Origin of the sequence: Halegenticoccus tardaugens (assembly GCF_004116405.1) — an archaeon.
In the GTDB taxonomy this organism is placed as follows: domain Archaea; phylum Halobacteriota; class Halobacteria; order Halobacteriales; family Haloferacaceae; genus Halegenticoccus; species Halegenticoccus tardaugens.
The window spans coordinates 274288-293733 of sequence record NZ_SDIC01000003.1 but is presented as its reverse complement, the minus strand read 5'-3'; the positions used below and the strand labels follow the sequence as shown (position 1 = coordinate 293733).

General features: G+C 70.1%; 21 protein-coding genes and 1 tRNA gene. 10 read left to right on the top strand and 12 right to left on the bottom strand.

Annotated features, from left to right (window positions below; genetic code table 11):
* Window positions 1-191 precede the first annotated feature (191 nt).
* Window positions 192-263, bottom strand: a tRNA-His gene (locus C3L37_RS09110).
* 163 nt (window positions 264-426) lie between these two features.
* Between C3L37_RS09110 and C3L37_RS09105 the strand changes: the two genes are divergently transcribed.
* Complete coding sequence (locus tag C3L37_RS09105; RefSeq protein ID WP_129114297.1) at window positions 427-699, top strand: hypothetical protein; 273 nt, start codon at window positions 427-429, stop codon at window positions 697-699.
* Between the two features lie 148 nt (window positions 700-847).
* Complete coding sequence (locus C3L37_RS09100) at window positions 848-1303, top strand: DUF5814 domain-containing protein (RefSeq protein ID WP_129114296.1); 456 nt, start codon at window positions 848-850, stop codon at window positions 1301-1303.
* Between the two features lie 30 nt (window positions 1304-1333).
* Here C3L37_RS09100 and C3L37_RS09095 read toward each other — a convergent pair whose 3' ends face one another.
* Window positions 1334-1738: a ribbon-helix-helix protein, CopG family gene (locus C3L37_RS09095; protein ID WP_129114295.1), complete on the bottom strand. Its 405-nt coding sequence runs from the start codon at window positions 1736-1738 to the stop codon at window positions 1334-1336.
* Between the two features lie 179 nt (window positions 1739-1917).
* Between C3L37_RS09095 and C3L37_RS09090 the strand changes: the two genes are divergently transcribed.
* Entirely contained in the window at window positions 1918-3354 is a 1437-nt protein-coding gene (locus C3L37_RS09090) for a YjiH family protein (protein WP_129114294.1), read from the top strand.
* 7 nt (window positions 3355-3361) lie between these two features.
* Here the strand turns inward: C3L37_RS09090 and C3L37_RS09085 are convergent, their stop codons facing one another.
* Window positions 3362-4009, bottom strand: a complete 648-nt coding sequence (locus C3L37_RS09085; protein WP_129114293.1) for a helix-turn-helix domain-containing protein — start codon at window positions 4007-4009, stop codon at window positions 3362-3364.
* Between the two features lie 88 nt (window positions 4010-4097).
* On the opposite strand from C3L37_RS09085, the gene hutU reads away from it, so the two are divergent.
* From hutU to C3L37_RS09065, 4 genes are read left to right on the top strand one after another with little or no spacing between them, the layout of a single operon-like run.
* Window positions 4098-5915: a urocanate hydratase gene (gene hutU / locus C3L37_RS09080; protein WP_129114292.1), complete on the top strand. Its 1818-nt coding sequence runs from the start codon at window positions 4098-4100 to the stop codon at window positions 5913-5915.
* Window positions 5912-6871, top strand: coding sequence for a formimidoylglutamase (gene hutG, locus C3L37_RS09075; RefSeq protein WP_129114291.1), 960 nt, complete (start codon window positions 5912-5914; stop codon window positions 6869-6871). Before hutU ends, hutG begins: the two co-directional genes overlap by 4 nt.
* Window positions 6864-8135, top strand: a complete 1272-nt coding sequence (hutI, locus tag C3L37_RS09070; RefSeq protein WP_129114290.1) for an imidazolonepropionase — start codon at window positions 6864-6866, stop codon at window positions 8133-8135. The genes hutG and hutI overlap by 8 nt, the downstream gene beginning before the upstream one ends.
* Window positions 8128-9792 (top strand): HAL/PAL/TAL family ammonia-lyase, encoded by a 1665-nt coding sequence (locus C3L37_RS09065; protein ID WP_129114289.1) that lies wholly within the window; start codon window positions 8128-8130, stop codon window positions 9790-9792. The genes hutI and C3L37_RS09065 overlap by 8 nt, the downstream gene beginning before the upstream one ends.
* 16 nt (window positions 9793-9808) lie before the next feature.
* On the opposite strand, the gene C3L37_RS09060 is transcribed toward C3L37_RS09065, so the two are convergent.
* From C3L37_RS09060 to C3L37_RS09045, 4 genes are all read right to left on the bottom strand, one after another.
* The gene (locus C3L37_RS09060) at window positions 9809-10033 is read right to left on the bottom strand and encodes a hypothetical protein (RefSeq protein WP_129114288.1); all 225 of its coding nucleotides are present in this window, start codon (window positions 10031-10033) and stop codon (window positions 9809-9811) included.
* Entirely contained in the window at window positions 10023-10418 is a 396-nt protein-coding gene (locus C3L37_RS09055) for a hypothetical protein (protein WP_129114287.1), read from the bottom strand. The genes C3L37_RS09060 and C3L37_RS09055 overlap by 11 nt, the downstream gene beginning before the upstream one ends.
* A gap of 205 nt (window positions 10419-10623) precedes the next feature.
* Window positions 10624-11223 (bottom strand): RPA family protein, encoded by a 600-nt coding sequence (locus tag C3L37_RS09050; RefSeq protein ID WP_129114286.1) that lies wholly within the window; start codon window positions 11221-11223, stop codon window positions 10624-10626.
* On the bottom strand, window positions 11224-12153 hold the full coding sequence (locus C3L37_RS09045) for a replication factor A (protein ID WP_129114285.1): 930 nt from the start codon (window positions 12151-12153) through the stop codon (window positions 11224-11226).
* 245 nt (window positions 12154-12398) lie between these two features.
* Between C3L37_RS09045 and C3L37_RS09040 the strand changes: the two genes are divergently transcribed.
* Both C3L37_RS09040 and C3L37_RS09035 read left to right on the top strand, forming a co-directional pair.
* Window positions 12399-12698 (top strand): DUF7091 family protein, encoded by a 300-nt coding sequence (locus C3L37_RS09040; RefSeq protein ID WP_129114284.1) that lies wholly within the window; start codon window positions 12399-12401, stop codon window positions 12696-12698.
* A 76-nt stretch (window positions 12699-12774) separates the two neighbouring features.
* Window positions 12775-13782, top strand: coding sequence for a mannose-1-phosphate guanylyltransferase (locus tag C3L37_RS09035; RefSeq protein ID WP_129114283.1), 1008 nt, complete (start codon window positions 12775-12777; stop codon window positions 13780-13782).
* Window positions 13783-13792: 10 nt separating this feature from the next.
* Here C3L37_RS09035 and C3L37_RS09030 read toward each other — a convergent pair whose 3' ends face one another.
* From C3L37_RS09030 to C3L37_RS09010, 5 genes are all read right to left on the bottom strand, one after another.
* A complete protein-coding gene (locus C3L37_RS09030) occupies window positions 13793-14248 on the bottom strand; it encodes a GNAT family N-acetyltransferase (RefSeq protein ID WP_129114282.1) in 456 nt (151 codons plus the stop codon).
* Window positions 14249-14313: 65 nt separating this feature from the next.
* A complete protein-coding gene (locus tag C3L37_RS09025; RefSeq protein ID WP_129114281.1) occupies window positions 14314-15096 on the bottom strand; it encodes an SDR family oxidoreductase in 783 nt (260 codons plus the stop codon).
* 77 nt (window positions 15097-15173) lie between these two features.
* On the bottom strand, window positions 15174-15644 hold the full coding sequence (locus tag C3L37_RS09020) for a Tfx family DNA-binding protein (protein WP_129114280.1): 471 nt from the start codon (window positions 15642-15644) through the stop codon (window positions 15174-15176).
* A gap of 79 nt (window positions 15645-15723) precedes the next feature.
* Window positions 15724-16206 (bottom strand): TRAM domain-containing protein, encoded by a 483-nt coding sequence (locus C3L37_RS09015; protein ID WP_129114279.1) that lies wholly within the window; start codon window positions 16204-16206, stop codon window positions 15724-15726.
* Window positions 16207-16373: 167 nt separating this feature from the next.
* Window positions 16374-18422: a MutS-related protein gene (locus C3L37_RS09010; protein ID WP_129114278.1), complete on the bottom strand. Its 2049-nt coding sequence runs from the start codon at window positions 18420-18422 to the stop codon at window positions 16374-16376.
* A 136-nt stretch (window positions 18423-18558) separates the two neighbouring features.
* Here C3L37_RS09010 and larE point away from each other — a divergent pair, with 136 nt between their 5' ends.
* Window positions 18559-19431, top strand: coding sequence for an ATP-dependent sacrificial sulfur transferase LarE (gene larE / locus C3L37_RS09005; protein ID WP_129114277.1), 873 nt, complete (start codon window positions 18559-18561; stop codon window positions 19429-19431).
* Window positions 19432-19446: the final 15 nt, after the last annotated feature.

Genomic DNA, 19446 nt, shown 5'->3' with positions numbered 1-19446 from the left:
AAGTTTCTTAGATGTTTAATATTCAACAGAGTTGGACTATTTAGAAGTACGGACGCGAGCGACCACGTCGAGTGGTCGAGGTGAACCGGGCGCGAGAATCGATCCCGACCGCGAGACTCGCCCCGCTCGTCTCGCGTGATTCGATCTCGCCTTCCGGCTTTTCCACTCCTCCCTTCGGTCGTCGTGAAAAAGTCCGGGTGCGAGAATCGAACCCGCGTCTCAGCCTCCACAAGGCTGAAGGATAACCACTACCCCAACCCGGACACACGTCGGCATACAGCGGTCCGACGGAAATACGTTACGACTTTCTGCGGTGGTACGGACGCCGCGTGCCGCGATTCCGCCGAAAACCGGGCGCGCGGCCCTCGGCGTTCGCCGACATATCCCGGCCGGTCACTTACGCCGCTGGACGTGGAACGTCAGACCATGGCCGACATCCCCGACGTGCAGATGGTGGACGAGGAGGACGAGTACATCCACGTCCGGTTCCGTGACCCCGACCGGTTCGACACGATCCGGACGCCCGACTGGGCCGCGAACGTCGCGAACTCGGTGTCGGAAGGGAGCGAGGTCCGGACGGGCAAGAAGGAAGACGGAGACGAGTGGCAGGTCGAGAGCGTCCTCATCCGAAAGGAGAACGCGGACGAGGACGAGGCGAGAGAGCAGGCGAAGCAGATCGTCGAGAAGATCGAATCCTGAGCCGATCGGCGGCCGTCGCCTCCGATCGGCGAGGAACGGCGTTCGACGACCGACGACGGTCGAACACCCGAGGTCCGTCGACCGTCGAGCGGCGGCGGCGGTCCTTCCGGGAGCCTTTTGCCGCTCGCGCCCCTACGCGGGTCCAACAGTGGCTATCACGGACAAGATATACGTCAAAAACCACCGGCAGATCGTCTCGCAGCTCGACGTGAACGTCCCGAAGCGGGCGTTCGCGGGGGCGACGCTGGACGTCCTCTTCACCGGGGAGGGGCTGTCGAAACTCGACGAGGCGACGAGGGAGCGCGCGCTCGACTTCGCCGAGGACTTTCTCGACTGCGGCTGCAAGAACAACCCCTACTGCGGCCACCCGGAGCGGAAGTTCGTCCGCTACCTGCTCGAACTCCGGGCGCAGGGGCTCGGCCCCGACGCCATCGTCGACGTGATGTCCGACGAGTACATGCTGTACGCCTACCCCGGCGACGTCCTCTCGTTTCTCGACCAGTCCGTGCGGACGCTGGAGGCGGTCGAGGCGCTCGCCGGCGTCGAGGGCGACGAGGAGACGAAACGACGTGCGGCGCGGGCCGCGAGGGAACTCTCCGGGTAGGAAGTCCGGTCGGGGAGCGGGTCGGAAGCGTTAGCCCAGCCGGAACGGCTGTTCGTCCGCGTCGGCGTCGAGATCTTCCAGGTGGATGACCTCCTCCTCGTCCGACTCGTCGAGCTGCTCGCGGAGGTGCGTCACGTACTGTTTGTACTCCTCCAACTGCTCGCGGAGGTGGTCGGCTTCGAGTTCCAGGCGCTCGTGCTCGCGGATGAAGCTCTTCGGCACCTCGACCTTCGGCGGGAAGCTCTCGTCGCCCCGCTTTATCTCCAGTTCGTGCTCGGGGACGACGCGGACCTGACCGTCGTGGGCAACGAGGGTGTCCACGTAATCCCGGAACACGGCCGACAGGGAGATGTCGCGCTCCTCGGCGATCTCCCGGAGGGTCTCGAACGCGTCCTCGTTGACGCGGAACGAGATCGTCTTGTTCTTGTTGCCCATCTCGGTTGCACTACGCGGCGCACCCCACTTAATCGTTCGTCAGACGATCCCACTCGTTCGTCAGACGACACAACGAGCCGTTTGTCATCCGAAACCGCGGTCTGCCCGGGCGCACGGACATAAACCCCACCGCGTGCGGCGGGTGAGGGTACATCGACGCCGCCGACCGTATCACGAACATGGCTACCGAACCGCACGATGAGGTGTGGACGATCGAAGCGGAACCGGCCGCGCGAAGCATCGACGACGTGCGCCTCAACGGGTACGACGCCCGGCCGGTCGCGAAGTTCGTCGTCGCGTTTCTCCTCGGGGCCGCCTTCTTTCTCGTTCCGGTGCCGTGGGAGGGCGAACTCACCGTCCCGTTCGACGTCGCCGTGAGCTGGATCACCGAATCGTTCCCGACCGCCGTCGGGGCGTACTGCCTCGCCATCGTCGTCGCGGGGGGCCTGCTGACGACCGCCGCGGAGTTCGACCGTCGCGGAATCGCCTCGGTCGAGACACCGCTCGACCTCTCGTACTTCGAGAGTTCGACCGTCTTCTGGCTCTTTCGCGTCGCGGGCGCGCTCCTCGCGCCGGTGATGTTCTTCGAACTCGGCCCGGGGTGGCTGCACGCGCCCGAGACGGGCGGGTTCATGTGGGAGACGCTGATCTACAGCGTGGGCGTGATCATCCCCGTGGGGGCGGTGTTCATCACGATCTTCGTCGAACTCGGCGGACTGGAGTTCGTCGGCACGCTCGCGCGGCCGGTGATGCGGCCGCTGTTCCGCCTGCCCGGTCGGGCCGCCCTCGACAGCGTCGCCTCGTGGGTCGGCTCCTACAGCGTCGGGCTGTACGTGACCCGGAACGTCTTCGAGCGCGGGGGGTACGACAAGCGCGACGTGTTCACCATCGCGACCTGCTTTTCGACGGTGAGCATCGGCTTCGTCGGCGTCGTCGCCGCGACCGTCGACATGCTCGCGCTCTTTCCGCTCATCTTCCTCGCGTACTTCGTCTGCGTCGTCGTCTGCGCGGTCGTGCTCGTCCGGCTCCCGCCGATCAGCACCGTCCCCGAGGAGTACGTCGCCGAACCCGACCCCGAGGTGCCGTTCGACGGCTCCGTCCGCGACTACCTCCGGTTCGCGCTGAGCGAGGCGGTCGGCAAGGCGGAGGAGGGAGAAACGTTCCTCGAAGCCGCCCGGCGGGGGTTCGTGGACGGTCTGAAGCTGACGAGCCTCGTCCTCGGAACCATCCTCGCGGTCGGCCTCGCGGCCGTGCTGCTTTCCGCGTACACGCCGACCTTCCGAATCCTCGGCGCGCCGCTCGTCCCCCTGATCGAGTTGCTCGGAATCCCGAACGCCGAGACCGTCGCGCCCGCGACGATCGTCGGCGTCACCGAGATGTACGTCCCCGTCCTCCTCGTCGCCGAGGCGGAGCCGATGGCCCGCTTTTTCGTCGCGGTGCTCGCGGTGTCCCAGCTCATCTTCTTCTCCAGCGTCGGGCCGATGATGATGGACATGTTCTCCGACGTGCCGATCCGGTTTCGCGACCTCGTCGCGCTGTTCGTCATGCGCACGGCGATCCTCGTGCCGCTCGTCGCCGCGATGACGCACCTCGTTGCCGCGCTGGGGTTGCTCTGAGTCGCGATCAGAGGTACGGAACCAACGCCCCGACCAGCTTGTTCTCGGCGCGCCGGAGGTGCTCCTCCGCGGTTCGGCGCTCGACGCCGACGGCGTCGGCGATGGACGCGGTCGAAACCTCCCGCGGAATCCGGTAGTACCCCCGCTCGTAGGCGACCGCGAAGACCTCGCGCTGGCGCGAGGTGAGCGCCGGCAGCACGTCGTCGAGCGTGAGCAGCGGGCCGTCCTGAGCCACGGCGCTCACCTCCCGCTTCGTCTCGACGCCCACCGCGTACCCGTCGGCGACGAGGTCGCGGTAGCACGCGGTCAGCGCCGACGGATCGAGCGCGAGCAGCCGACAGAACTTCGCGCCCTCGGCGTACCGCAGCGGCGGCAGGAGCAGACAGCCGTGCGCGCGGAGGTACCGCTCGACGTGGTCCGCCGTGCGGTCTTTCAGACACGCGGCGGTGACGACGACGAGTTCGTTCTCGTTCGCCAGCCGGTCCCGGACGCCCACCGACGCCTCGACGTGTTCGATCACCTCCTCGGCCGCCCCGTCGGTGACGTGCAAGAGGTCGCAGTGGTCGTTGCACCACAGTTCGATTCGCGCGTCAGTTCCCGCCGTCGCCGTCGCGTACGGCCCGCCGTCGTCGATCCGGAACGTCGCCTCGTACATATCCGCAGTCGACCGCACCCCCATATAAATATAGCTCCGTAAGGAGGGTCGAAGGTATTCGACGCTCGTCGACAACGGATAGGACGAGATGAGCGAACGGACGCCCGCGGAGACGGCGGATCGGATCGGAGCCCCGAGCGACGAGTGGCGGCGGTACCGCGGCTCGCCGACCGGCACCGACATCGAGTGCAAGGGATGGCGGCAGGAGGCAGCCCTCCGGCTGTTGAACAACAACCTCGACCCCGAGGTCGGCGAGGCTCCGGAGCGGCTCGTCGTCTACGGCGGCACCGGCCGCGCCGCCCGGAGCTGGGACGCGTACGACGCGATCCTGGCCGAGCTCAGGGAACTGGAGAACGACGAGACGCTCCTCGTCCAGTCGGGAAAGCCCGTCGGCAGGTTCCGGACCCACGAAACGGCCCCCCGGGTGCTCATCGCCAACTCCAACCTCGTCGGCAAGTGGGACGGGTGGGAGCACTTTCACGAGCTGGAGGCCGAGGGGAAGATCATGTACGGCCAGATGACCGCCGGGTCGTGGGCGTACATCGGCACGCAGGGCATCGTGCAGGGGACGTACGAGACGCTCGCGGAACTGGCGCGGCGGCACTTCTCCGACGCGGCGGGCGAGACGGTCGGGGCGGACGCGACGGACGCGACGGGGAACGTGGACGCGGCGGGTGACGCGGACGCGACGGCCGACCTCCGCGGTCGGATCGTCGTCACCGGCGGCCTCGGCGGAATGGGCGGCGCGCAGCCCCTCGCGGTGACGATGAACCGCGGCGTCTGCATCGCCGCCGAGGTGGACGAATCGCGGATCGACCGCCGCATCGAGACCGGCTACTGCGTGGAGAAGACGGCCGATCTCGACGAGGCGATCCGGAAGGCCGAGGAAGCCGCCGAGGCGGGCCAACCGTACAGCGTCGGCGTCCACGCCAACGCCGCGGACGTGCTGGAGGCGATGCTCGAACGCGACTTCGTCCCGGACGTGGTCACGGATCAGACGAGCGCCCACGACGAGCTGTCGGGGTACGTCCCGAGCGGCTACGCCGTCGAGGAGGCCGACGAACTGCGCGGGTCGGACCCCGAGCGGTACGTCGAAGAGAGCCTCGACACGATGGCGCGACACGTCGACGCCATTCTGGGGCTGCAAGAACGCGGCGCGATCGCCTTCGAGTACGGCAACAACATCCGCGGACAGGTGCGGGAGCACCGGGGGATGGAGGAGGCGTTCGACTTCCCCGGCTTCGTCCCGGCGTACGTCCGGCCGCTCTTTTGCCGCGGAAAGGGGCCCTTCCGCTGGGTCGCGCTCTCCGGCGATCCCGAGGACATCCGCCGGACGGACGAGGCGGTGACGGAGCTGTTTCCCGACAAATCGCACCTCCGGCGGTGGATCGATCTCGCGCGGGAACACGTGTCCTTTCAGGGCTTGCCCGCGCGGGTGTGCTGGCTGGGGTGCGCCGCGGGCGACGACGGGCTCACGGAGCGCGCGGCGTTCGCGCTCCGCGTCAACGACCTCGTCCGCGAGGGGGAGATCTCCGCGCCGATCGTCGTCACCCGCGACCACCTCGACGCGGGGAGCGTCGCCAGCCCCCACCGCGAGACGGAGGCCATGAAGGACGGCACCGACGCCGTGGCTGACTGGCCGATCCTCAACGCGCTCATAAACTGCGCGGCCGGCGCGGACATCGTCTCCGTCCACGACGGCGGCGGCGTCGGCATCGGCAACGCGCTCCACTCGAACAACCACGTCGTCCTCGACGGGTCGGATCTCGCCGCCGAGAAGGCGCGCCGGGTGTTCACCACCGATCCCGGCACGGGCGTGATCCGCCACGCCGACGCCGGGTACGACGAGGCGCTGGACGAGGCGTCGGCGTCGAACGTCCCGATCCCGATGCGTGATCGACGATGACGCGCCTCCGCGATCCGCCGGCGTGGTCGGGACCGTCCGGAGACCCGAACGACGAGCAGTTCGGAGACGTGGTCGAGCCGTGCTCGATGGCACGTCTGACGGGGTCAGATGACGCCGTCGGCGAGGGGTCGTCCGACGCGGTGCTCGTCGGCGAACCCTACGACGGCGGGGTCATCGGACGGACGGGAGCCCGGGAAGGACCGGCCGCGCTCCGCGAGGCGCTCGCGTCGGTCAAGACGCACCACTTCGACGGGGGTCCGATCGGGGCCCTCTGCGACCTCGGCGACGTGGAGATCCCGGACGGGAGCGTCCGCGCGGTGCAGGAGGCGGTGGGCGACGTCGCCCGCCGGATCCACGCGACTGACGCCCTCCCCGTGTTCCTCGGCGGCGACAACTCGCTCACGTACCCGAACGCCGCGCCGCTTCTCGACCGCTCGCTCGGCGTCGTCAACGTCGACGCCCACCTCGACGTGCGCGAGGTCCGAGACGACGCGACCAGCGGCACGCCGTACAGACAGCTGTTCGAATCGGGCCTCGACGCGTACGCCTGCGTCGGCGCGCGCCACTTCGAGACCTCGACGGCCTACGCCGAGTACGTCCGCGAGAGGGACGGGGAGATCGTCACCGCCGACGCGGCGGGGAGCGATCCGATCGGGGCGGCCGAATGGGCGCTGGCCGCGATGACCGGGGTCGACGCGATCTACGTCAGCGTCGACCTCGACGCGCTCGACGCGACCGCCGCGCCGGGGGTGAGCGCGCCGACGCCCGGCGGCCTGTCGACGCGGGAGCTGTTCGCGGTGCTCCGTCGGGTCGCCGACGACGAGCGCGTCGCCGGCTTCGAGGTCGTCGAGTGCGCCCCGCGGCTGGATCGGGACGGACGCACCGCCGCGGCGGGCGCGCGGGCCGTCGCTCACTTTCTAAGTGGCTACGGCGCGAAGGGGGAACGCCATGGCTGAACTCACCGCCGTCGTCCGCGACGCCGCCGAGGTCGTGGTCGGACCCGAGGAGGCCGAGAGGGGGGACGACGCGAGCGCGCCGCTCGTCCGCCGCGAGGACGCCGCCGTCGCGGTCGTCGACGGGCGCGTCGCCGCCGTCGGCCCCTCCGACGAGGTGACGCGCGAGCATCCCCCGGAGAACGCCGCGGTCGCCGTCGACGCGGCGGGAAAGAGCGTGATTCCCGGGTTCGTCGACGCGCACACGCACGCCCTCTTCGCTGGCGACCGCTCCGACGAGTTCGAGGCGAAACTTCGGGGAAAGACCTATCAGGAGATCATGGCCGAGGGCGGCGGCATCCTCCGGACCGTCGGAGCCACGCGCGCGGCGAGCGACGACGACCTGCTCGAGATCCTGCTGTCGCACCTCGACACGATGCTCGCCCACGGGACGACGACCGCCGAGGTGAAGTCCGGATACGGGCTCGACGTCGAGACGGAACTCCGGATGCTGGAGGTCGTCGCGCGCGCCGACGAGCGGCACCCGATCGACGTGGTGCCGACGTTCATGGGCGCGCACGCGGTCCCGCCCGGGGTCGACGCGGACGACTACGTCGACGAGGTCGTCTCCGAACAGCTCCCCGCGGTCGAAGCGCAGGGGATCGCGGAGTTCTGCGACGTCTTCTGCGACGAGGGGGCGTTCACGGTCGAAGCGTCGCGGCGCGTCCTCGAAGCCGGGAGGGAGGCGGGGCTCGCCCCGAAGATCCACGCCGACGAGTTCGCCACCCTCGGCGGATCGAGGCTGGCGGCGGATCTCGGGGCTACGAGCGCCGATCACCTGCTGCGCTCGACCGACGAGGACGTCGAGGCGCTCGTCGAGGCCGGCGTCGTCCCGGTGCTCCTCCCCGGGACGGCGTTCGCGCTCGGCGCGGGGTACGCGGACGCGGGCGCGTTCCTCGACCGCGGCGCGCCCGTCGCCGTCGCGACCGACTTCAACCCGAACTGCTACTCGCAGAGCCTCGGGTTCGCGGCGTCGCTCGCCTGCGTCGGCATGCGGATGACGCCCGCGCAGGCGCTCGTCTCGGTGACGCGAAACGGCGCGCTGGCGCTCGACAGGACGGACGGGCTGGGAACCCTCCGAGAGGGCGCGCCGGCGGACCTCGTGGTCCTCGACGCGCCGTCGCACGTCCACCTTCCCTACAACTTCGCGGTCAACGCGGTCGAAACCGTGCTCAAGGGCGGCGAGGTCGCCCACGCGAGAAACGGGTCGGGGGCGGCGCATGAGTGAAGCCGATTCGGACGCCGACAGGGTCGTCCTCGACGGCGAGTCGCTGACCGTCGAGGAGGTCGTCGCCGTCGCCCGCGAGGGCGCGCCCGTCGAGATCGACGAGGGGACGCGCGGGGCGATCCGCGAGTCGCGGGCGCGGATCGAGGAGATCGTCGGGAGCGACGAGGCGGTGTACGGCGTCAACACGGGCTTCGGCGAACTCGTCGACGTTCGCATCCCGCGGGAGCGAATCAACGACCTGCAGGAGAACCTGCTGCGGAGCCACGCCGCCGGCGCGGGGCGCGAGCTCTCGACCGAGGAGGTTCGCGCGCTCGTGCTCACTCGGATCAACGCGCTCGCGAAGGGCTATTCGGGCGTCCGCGAGGTCGTCGTCGACCACCTCGTGGCGATGCTCAACGAGGGGATCCACCCCGTCGTCAGGTCCCGCGGGAGCCTCGGCGCGAGCGGCGACCTCGCCCCGCTCGCGCACCTGTCGCTCGTCCTGATCGGCGAGGGCGAAGCCCGCGTGGAAAAGGGGGAAGGGGCGAAGAGCACCACCGACGATGGGCCTCGGTGCCGAGAACGCGACGGCGGCGACGATGGGCACGACCGCCTTCCGGGCGACGAGGCGCTTGCGACGGCGGGGCTCGAACCCCTCTCGCTCGCCGCCAAGGAGGGGCTCGCGCTCATCAACGGGACGCAGCTCACCGTGGGGCTGGCGGCGCTCGCGGTCCACGACGCGGAGCGCGCGCTCCGCGCGGCCGACGCCGCCGGCGCGCTCACGACCGAGGTGACGATGGGGACGACCGCCTCGTGCGACCCGGCGATCCAGGCGGTCCGCCCCCACCCCGGGCAGGCCGCGAGCGCCCGGAACGTGAAGCGGCTGACCGAGGGCTCGGAGATCGTCGAGTCGCACAGGAACTGCGACCGCGTGCAGGACGCCTACTCCATCAGGTGTCTGCCGCAGGTCCACGGCGCGGTGCGCGACGCCGTGGCGCACCTCCGCGGCGCGGTCGAGGTCGAGTTGAACAGCGCGACCGACAATCCGCTCGTGTTTCCGCGCGACGCCGTTTCCGACCGTGCGAGCGGGACGGCGTCGGCGGCGGTTCTCTCGGGCGGCAACTTCCACGGCGAACCGCTCGCGCTCCGGCTCGATTACGTCGCGGGCGCGCTCACCGACCTCGCGGCCATCGCCGAACGGCGGGTCGACCGGATGCTCAACCCGAACCTCCAGGAGCCGCACCTCCCGCCGTTTTTGACGGCCGAAAGCGGCCTCCGGTCGGGCTACATGATCCCGCAGTACACTGCCGCGGCGCTGCTCAACGAGTGCCGGTCGGAGGGGCGACCGTCGACGGACAACGCGCCCGTCAGCGGCGGGCAGGAGGACCACGTCAGCATGAGCGCGACCTCGGCGTTCACCGTCCGTCGCGTGGTCGAGCGCGTCCGAACCGTCGTCGCCGTCGAACTGCTCTGCGCCGCGCAGGCCGCGGAGTTCGTCGACCCCGCGCTCTCGCACGCCGCCGGCACGGGGGCGACCTACGAGGCCGTCCGCGAGATCGTTCCGCCCCTCGACGAGGACCGATCGAGCCACGGTGAGATCGAGGCGGTCGCGGCGCTCGTCGCCTCCGACGCGCTCGACCGGCGAGTGACGGAGGCGATCGGCGAAGCGCTGGAGTGACGGAGGTGGTGAGGACTCAGTCGGCGGGGTTCCCGTCGGGTCGGCCGACGAGATCGCGGCGACGCGAGCCGAGCCGATCCTCCGACGTCCGGTCCGTTTCGTCCGCTTCGCTCGCCTCCCCCCCTTCGTCCGCTTCGTCGGCGTCCTCCGCGTCTTCTTCGAACCAGGCCTCCGGCTCGACGCCCATCGCCTCGGCGACCTCGCGCCAGTCGCCGCTCGGGGAGGCTCGGTCACCTGGCATCGTCGATGTCGTCGACGTCGTCGGCATCGTCGGTGTCGTCGGTGTCGTCAGCGTCGCCGACGTCTGCGGCGTCGGCGGGGCGGGTGGAGTCGGCCCGACTCCCGGCCGGAGCCGGCGGGGAATCGCACCGAAAACAGCCGTCGCGCAGCCGAGGGTCGGCGCTTTCGAACCCGCAACGCTCGCACCGCCAGTAGCGGTGGTCGAGGCGACCGTCGCCGTCGCGGCCGTCGTGGGGACCGGTGACGGCGGTCGCGCTCCGACGGGGATCGGCGGCCGCGTCCGGCGCGTTCTCGTCGGAGCGGTCGGCTACGTTTCCGTTTCGGCGGGCGATCGCGTCGTTCGTCTTTTCGGTACGTTCTTGTCCGAGAGCGTAATCAACGTTCACTGGGCTGCTTGTGGTTCAGGTATGCCCGACGTCCGGGTGCTGGTGACACCCGGGCGCGCTTTCGATCGCGCGCCCGCGACGCGGGCCGGCGGTCTGTGGGCTGTTCGCCGTTCTCTACGCGTCAGCCGTCGCTATCGGCGTCGGAACGACTCCGTCTTCGGCCGTGCGCCACGCGAAAAACGGTGGCGCGCGTCGATCGCCCGCCTCAGGCGTTCGCCGCGAGTTCGTCCGTCTCTTCGAGGCTTTCGAGCGCCGCGGCGGCCGCGCGCTTGTACTCGTCGACCGGGAGGTCGTACTGCTCGCGGGCCATCCGCGCGTACTCGTTGCCCTCGTCCTCGAACGCCTCGACGCGTTCGAGCGTTCGACGGGCGGTTTCGACGACCCAGCGGTCGCGCGTCGCGGCGTCGACCGTCGTGATCGACTCGGGTCGGACGGAGACGTTGATCCCGCCCTCGTCCGTCTCGAAGGTGCGCGGCTTGCCGACGATGGCGACGTAGGCCGGGGGTTCGAGGTCCCGCAGGGCGCTCGCGGCCTCGGGCTGGTACTGGCCGGCGTAGACGAAGAACGTCCCCGTCGGATCGACGATCCGGCCGCGCCAGTACTCGCTGTCCTCGCCGACGTCCTCCTTCTCGGTGAGGGTTCCGACGAGGAACACCCGGTTCGCCCGCTCCCCCGACGGGAGGAGCAGGTAGACGGGCGCGCGCTCGTCGTCGGACTCTTTGAACGTGTAACCGGCGTCGTTGAACTCCTGTGCGAAGACGCGCCGGGCGACCTCTCGGGTGGGAACCGCGTTGCTCTGGCTCATTTACATCGACCTCGCTTTGATGAGGACGTCCTCCGCGTCCGTCGGCCCGGTCAGCTGTTCGAACTCGTTCGCGAGGACGTACCGCCCGAGGGTCGGGCCGGTGACGCCGTAGTAGCGACCGAGGGTGGTCTCGCGCATCTCGTCGGCGACGACCGTGGTGTCGAGCGCGTCCATCGCCCGCTGTTTGGCCTCCTCCAGCGTGACGCCGGTCAGTTCCTCCGTCATCTCGCGGTTGAAGATGACCTCCTGGATCTCGGTGCCGTCGTCGAGGACGCCCTTGATCCGCAGGTCGAACTCGCCCTCGACGCTGCCGTGCTCGGAGCACCGGCCGTTCTGGAGGACGCGCGTACAGCCCTCCTCGGGGCAGCGCTTGATCAACCCGCTGCCGCTCTGGATGTCGACGAGCGCGCCCTCGACGGTGACGCTGTCGTCGCCGACCTCGATGTCCTCGTCGAGTTCGGTGATCGTCGTCGTCCGGTTGAGCTTCACCGAGTACCGACCCTGGTACTCGTCGGTGACGACGTTCTCGAGGCGGTACACCGCCCCCTCGTCCAGTTCGGGGAGTTCCGAGGTCTTGAACGAGACGAACTTGATGGTGCCCGACTCGTCGCCGAGCAGACCGACCTGCGAGATGGAGTCGCTCCGGGGCTCCCAGAGGTCGACGACCTTCGCCGTCAGGTCGACCCACTGTTCGTCCTCGTCGATGTCGCTCACCTTCGCGGCCTGGCCGCCACCGCTCCGGATGGCGTCTCGCTCCAGCCCGGCCTCGTCGAGGTAGCTGTTGACGACGCTCCGGCGCGCCTCCTCGGCGGGGACCTTGTACTCGTTGACGAGGTTGTCCAGCCGCTCTTCGACCTCGTCGGCGTCGACGTTCAGGTGGTCCGAGAACTGTTCCGCAATCTCCTCTGCGTGGGTTCGCAACGCTGTCATGTGGTCTCACTGCCTCCGCTTCGTTTTTCTACGAGAGGCATGCGTCGGTTGGGGCCTGATGGTATAAAAGGTTACCCGTGCGGAGAAAGTGTAATCGGTGGCTACGAGCCCCCACTCACACGTTCGCGGACGTTTGGAGCCGCTGGATTTCGCGGCGCTGGAGCCGCCAGCGGACGAGGCCGCCGAGGGTCGGCGGACGGTGCGGGAGGCGACGGGCCTTTGTCCGCGGATCGAGAACGGTCGGTATGGACGACCGGATCGATCGCTTCATTCGAACCACGTTTCGCGGCGCGGGCCGGCGGTACGCCGAGGCGCGAAAGGCGTACCGCGAGGGTCGGGGCGAGACGGACGGCGGGGAGGGGGCGAACCGGTTCGATCTGCCGCGCGACGAGGAGGGGCGGGCGCGCCTCGTGTGTCGTCGCTACGCCGAACAGCGCGCGGTCACGGTCGACGGCGACGGGCGACCGTCGTGCTTCGACCCGGATCACGCCGACTGCCGGGGCTGCGCGGAGGACGTGCGCGAGGGCGTCGTCGAGACGTGGTAGGGAGGGAAAGAGGAGCGTTCGAGGCGCGAGGGCGGGCGAGAGCGCCTTTTTTGAGGGTCGGCCGGGAAGACCCGCCATGGACCGACCCCTCGTCGCGCTCGTGCTCGCCGGCGGCACCGGCACCCGACTCTACCCGGCAAGTCGAAGCGATCGACCGAAGCAGTTCCTGCCGCTGGTCGGCGATCGGTCCCTGCTCTCGCGGACCGTAGCGCGCGCGTCGTTCGCCGACGAAGTGTTCGTCTGCACGCGCGAGGCGTTCGCGTCCGAAATTCCGGACCACGCGCCCGAGGCGACCGTGATCGTCGAACCCGACGGGAAGGACACGGGACCGGCGCTCGTCTACGCGACCCACCGGATCGGGGAGGTCGTCGGCGACTGCGTCGTGCTCGCGCTGCCGAGCGACCACCACGTCGGCGACGGCGGCGCGTTCGAGGCGACGATGCGAACCGGCGCGCGCGTCGCGGCCGAGACCGGTTCGCTCGTCGCCTTCGGCGTCGAGCCGACGCGACCGGACACGGGATACGGCTACGTCGAGCCGGGGGCCGACCGCGGCGACCACTTCGATCTCGCCGCGTTCCGCGAGAAGCCGGACGCCGAAACCGCCGCCCGGTACATCGAGTCCGGCTGCCTCTGGAACGCCGGCATCTTCGCGTGGACGCCCGACGCGCTCCGCCGCGCCGCCCTCGGCTCCCCCCTCGCCCCGCTCGTCGAGGCGCTCGACGCGGGCGACCCGGAGACGGGATTCGAAGCGGTCGAGGCGGTCAGCGTCGACTACGCCGTCATGGAGCGCGCGGAGGACGCGGCCGTCGTTCCGGCCGCCTTCGAGTGGGACGACCTGGGGTCGTGGGACGCGCTGGAGCGGGTGCTCGACGCCGACGCGGCGGACAACGTCGCGCTCGGGGAGGCGCTCTCCGTCGACGCCGCCGGCAACGTGGTCGCGAGCGACGGCAAGCACGTCTCGCTCGTCGGCGTGGACGACCTCGCCGTGGTCGCGTGGGACGACCGCGTGCTCGTCGCGCCGAAGGCGGAGGCCCAGCGGGTGCGGGAAGTCGTCGCGGCGTTGAAGGAGGAGGGGCGGTTCTGATGACGGCGTACTACGCGCCGCCGCTCCCGTAATCGTACTTCATCGGTACGAGATCCTCCTCGCGGTCTTCCAGCCGCGCGGTCAGCTCGTGTCGTCTGAAACCGCACCGCTCGTAGAAGGGGATCAATCCTTCACGGCAATCCAGAGTCAGCACGTCGAGCGATTCGAGGGCGGGGTGACGGACGAGTTCGCGCATCAGGTCGCGTCCGATTCCCCGCCCTCGAAGCGACTCCTCGACGATGACGTCGTATATCTTGCCGTAGTAGACGGAGTCGGTGAACGCGCGTCCGGCGGCGACGAGTTCGCCCGAATCCTCGTCGGCGAGACCGACCACGACGTCGGTGTTCGCGATCGCCGTGCGGACGTCCTCGAGGGTTCGATCTTGCCACCACAGGTACGACTGGTAGAGGGAACAGTAGTCCTCGATCTGGCCGTCGGAGAGGTCGGTTACCGCGTCGAGCTGCATAGATACGCATCAATTCCCGCGCTAATAAACCTGAAACGGCTCGTTCGCGTCTCGAAAGGGGCGTCTTAACTCCGCAGCCGGCCCCCGTCGACCGGCAGCGAGACGCCGGTGACGAAGCTCGCGCGGTCGCTGGCGAGGAACGCCACGGCGTCGCCGAGTTCGCGCGGGTCGCCGATGCGGTCGAGCGGAATGCCGTCGGACCAGCTCGCGAGCCCCTCGTCGTAGGTGTCGAACTCGCCGCGGTCGAGCGCGGCCTCGATCAGTTCCTCGACTCGGGAGGTCTCGTGCGCGCCGGGGAGCACCGCGTTCACCCGCACGTCTGGGGCGAACTCCCGCGAGAGCGACTTCACGAGTCCGATGACGCCCCGTCGCACCGCGTTCGACAGGAGCAGGTCGTCGATCACCTCCCGCACGCTCGTCGAGGTGATGCAGGTGATCGTCCCGGCGTCGCTCGCTTCGAGGTGCGGACGGGCCGCCCTGATCGTCCGGACGGCGCTCATCACGAGCGTGTCGTAGGCGGCGTACCAGTCCTCGTCGGTCATGTCGACGAATCCGCCCGGCGGGACGCCCCCGGCTGAGGTGACGAGGTGGTCGAGGCCGCCGAACTCCTCGACCGTCGCCTCGACGAGCGCCTCGACGTCGTCGGCCTCCGTGATGTCCGCCTCGACCGCGAGCGCGTCGCCGGCGAGAGGTTCGATCGCCGCCTCCGCCGCCGACAGGCGCTCTTCGCTCCGCCCGCAGATCACCACGTTCGCGCCCTCCGCGGCCAGCGACTCCGCGCTCGCGCGGCCGAGACCCGCCGAACTCGCCGTCACCAGCGCCACGTCGCCGTCGATTCCGAGATCCATACCCGACGCTCTGCGGGACGATCGAAAAAGGTGTTCCTCGCGTTCGGAATGGCCGGTTCCCGCGGCGAGTGCGGGCGCTAGCCCGACCGTCGAACCCGCATCCGCCCCTCGCTCGTGACGCCGATGAAGAGCGGCTGGCGGACCTCCCGTCCCTGAACCGCGCCGCCCGCGGCGTCGCTCACGAGCTTCATCAGATCGGGGGCGGTGTGGCTGACCTTCACGCCGGCCGCGTCGCAGGCGTCGTAGACGAGTTTCGGCACGTCGTAGAGGTCGGTTCCGGCCGCTATCTCGACGCGGACGGGTGCGGAAAGCGCCTCGGCGAAGGCGATCGTCTCGCGCGCCTTCTCGACGTTCGAGCGCGCGCTGGCCTCGACGCTGGAGACGTTCGCGCGGGACGTGCCGAGGAGGTCCGCGATGACGGCCTGTCTGACCCCGCGCTCGCGAAGCGCCAGCACCTCCGCCTGTCGGCGGGTCAAGACGCTCCGCTCGGGATCGAACCCCGCACCTTCGAGCAGCGCCTCCACGTCCACGTCCGGAGCGTCGTCCATACGCGGTGTAACGTCCCCGTTCGCAAAAAACTACAGAAACCACTGTCCACGGCCGGTTCCGGAACGGGCGTCGCGCGGCTCAGGAACCCCAGAAGTTGTCGCGGCTGCCGAGCGCCGTGCGACGCTTGGGTCCGGCTCTGTCGTCTTCGGCGCGCTCGCCGCTCTCGGCTCCGTCGCCGTCGGCGTCGTTTTCGTCGCCTTCGTCGGCGGATTCGGCCTCCGCTTCGTCCATCGGCAGGCGCTCGACCTCCTCGGCGCGGGCGTGGTTCGACATCACCTGGGTGATCTTCACGCGCGCTCGCGCGTCCGGAAGGATTCCGTCGACCATCACGATGAACCCGTCCTCCGTGCGGCCGACGCCGGCACCGCTCTCGTGGATGTCGGTCACCTCCACGGTCACTTCCTCGCCGGGGGTGACGGGCTGCTGTTTCAGCTCGCGGATGGGCATGTTGTAGTGGTTACACCACTCCGCGCCGCCGCGGTCGCCGTAGTGGCGACACCCCATCCCCGAGATCCGCTCGGAGAAGCTCGGGCATTCATCGGCCAGTGGACAGTCGGGCATACCCGCGAGTAATTCGGGCGGCGTCTAAACGCTTGCGCCTTGGCGAGCGTCGACAGCGGGGCTGACGCGGCGTCCGTCGTGTGAGTCGGAAGCGGAGAAAGTGGCGGCCGTTGGAGATCGGAGCCGGTGACGGCGGCCATCGGCGGTCCGAGCCACCGTGCGCCGGCTCAGAACTTCTCCAGCAATCGGTCGTAGAACCCGAGGTCGCTCTCGCCCGCCAGCTTCTCGACGATGAGTTCGGGCGTCGATCGCGCGAGCGTCCCCTTGACCGGCGAGCGGTTCACCGCGAGTTCGCCGTCGACGAGGCCGACCGCCTCGATCCCGTCGACGGCGACGTCGAACCCCGCCGTCTCCCTGATCTCGCCCGCGAGGTGGGAGACGAACACCGCCGTCGATCCCTTTCCGTCGAGTTCCTCCAGGATACCGGCGATGATCTTCGCGCTCGCGCCGGGTTCCGTGATGCTCTCGAGTTCGTCGACGAGCACGAGCCGTCGCTCGCCGCCCGCCGTCAGGTCGGCGAAGTCGCGGAGGGTGCTCTCGAACGCCCCGGCGTCGAGCGTCCCCTGACTCTTCGCGTAGTAGTGTAACTCCTCGAAGACGCCCAGTTCGAACCGCTCGGCCGGGACGGGCAGCCCCATCTGCGCGAGGACGACGAGCGTCGCCACGAGGTCGAGCGTCGAGGTTTTCCCGCCGCTGTTGACCCCCGAGAGCAACGTCGCCCCCGAGACGGCGTAGTCGACCGGCTCGACCGCCTCGAAGTCCACGTCGAGGAGCGGCGAGCGGCCGCCCTCGATCGAGAAGCCGGGTGCGCGCCCGGTGAGGACGTCACTGTCGGCGTCGTCGCCCTCCTCGTCCCCCCGGTCTCCGTCGTCGCCCTCCTCGCCGCCGACGAAGGTCGGCACGACGCAGTCGAAGTCGCGGGCGAACCGCGAGACGGCGAGTTCGACGTCGAGTTCGAGCGCGTCGCGGACGAGTTCCTCGACCGGTTCGCGCAGGGCGGCGAGGTCCGACGCGAGGTCGGCCTTCAGCCGCGACGCGCGTCGGTCGCGGGCGGCCGAAAGCTCCGTCCGGAGGCGGGCGACGACCTCGCCGTTGCGCTCGACCGGGAACGTCGGTTCGTCGTCGAACAGCCGATCGATGAGGCTCGCCTCCTCGGGGCGCAGGTCGAGGCTGTCGACGAGGTGCTCGCGGGCGCGCGCCGTCGCCTCGTCGTACTGGTCCGCGAGTTCGCGAGAGAGGAGCGAGTCGACTCGCGCGCCCTGCTCGACGAGGGAGAGGAAGTCCGTCCCCTCGATGGTCACGTCCTGCTCGCGGATGGCGTCGCGCAGGCGGTCGTTCGCGACGGACTCGGCGGTCGAGACGGCCGCGTCGAGGTCGTCCACGGCGACGACGAGCCGGTCCAGCTCCCCGTCGCCGACGATCGTCCCGTCGTCGTCGAGCCGCGAGAGCGCGTCGCGGAGCGCCGCGGGCGAACAGGCCGGGTCCATCTCGGCCGCCTCGTGGACCGCGAGGGCCGCCTCCAGCCGCGAGCGGTTCTCCGCGAAAAATTCGAGAAGCCGCTCGGGGACGGTCTCCTCGGGTCGGGAGAGCGCGTCGGGGAGGACGCGCACGTCGCCCGCGACGTCGATGCCGGCGAACTCCTCGTCGAGGACGATCACCGTCGCGTAGGACCGCGCGAGTTCGGCCACGCCGCGGCCGTCCTCGACGATCTCGACGGACAGCTCCGGGAGGGCCTCGTCGGCCTCGGCGTAGCGCTCGGCGTCGGCGGTCGCGAGACAGCGGTCGCGCACGCGCCGCGGCGGCGGCGAGCGAAGCGGTTCGACCCCCGAGAGCGCGTCGAGCACGGCGGGGTCGGGGTCGCGCTCCGTCGCCCGCGCCGCGAACGCGCGCACCTCGTCGATCCGCGAGCGCGACGCGGTGGGAAACAGCGTCTCCAGCCGCTTTTCGGCGTAGTCCGTCACCGTCCGCCGCTGGAGCAGCGCGAGGACGTCGCGGTACACCTCCCGCGCGCGGTCGGTCGCCAGAAAATCGCCGGATTCGCCGTGTTCCTGCTTGATGGCGGCCCGGGCGATGGCCGCCGCGCGCCCCTCGGAGATCCCCGGCGCGCGGGCCAACGCGGCGACGTCGCCCCCGCGGAGCGCCGCCTCCGCCCCGTCGAGTTCGGCGAGCGCCGACGCCGTCTTCTCCCCGACGCCCGGGATGGCCTCGAACTCCATTCACCCCGGGGTATCCCCGGCTGACACAAAACGTTGCGGGTCGTCGCGTCGTGGGGGCCATCCGGCGACGAGTCCGGGGATCGGACGCGGCTGCCGGGTGCAACGGGCTTTTTAGCGCCGACGAGAAACCGCGACCATGACCACGAGCGTCGAGGAGAAGCTCTCGGCCGTCCGCGACGACCTCGCGACGCGCGACGGCGCGCTGATCGCGTTCTCGGGCGGCGTCGATTCGAGCGTCGTCGCCGCGATCGCGCGGGACGCGCTCGGCGAGCGCGCGGTCGCCTGCACCGCCAAGAGCGAGACCCTCCCCGAGGAGGAGCTGGCGGACGCGAAGCGCGTCGCCGACGAGATCGGCGTCCGCCACGAGGTCGTCGAGTTCTCGGAGCTGGACAACCCCGACTTCGTCCGAAACGACGGCGAGCGCTGCTATCACTGCCGGACGATGCGCCTCGGGAAGATGTACGAGCGGGCGCGCGAACTCGGGATCGGGACGGTCTGCGACGGGACGAACGCCTCGGACCCGGGCGAGGGCCACCGCCCCGGTCTGCGCGCCGTCGAGGAGCTGGAGGTGTTCTCGCCGCTCCTCGCCCACGACGTGTCGAAGGAGGAGGTCCGTGAGATCGCCGCGCGGTACGACCTCTCCGTCGCCGACAAGCCCTCGATGGCCTGTCTCTCCTCGCGCATCCCGACCGGTCTCGAAGTCACGGAGGAGCGCCTCTCTCGCGTCGAGAAGGCGGAGCGCCTGCTCCGGACGTGGGGCTTCTCGCAGTTCCGGGTGCGCGACCACGACGGCCTCGCGCGGATCGAGGTCGCACCCGAGGAGATGGCGGCGGCGCTCGACGTGGACTTCGTCCGCGCCGCGCGCGAACACCTCGCCGACGTCGGGTTCGACCACGTGACTCTCGACCTCCACGGCTACCGGACCGGGAGCGTGAGCCCCGCCGGGGAGGACGACGCGGAACCGCTCGTCGAGGACGTGTTCGCGGCGGAGTACCCGATCGGGGAGTGACGGGACGGACGGTCG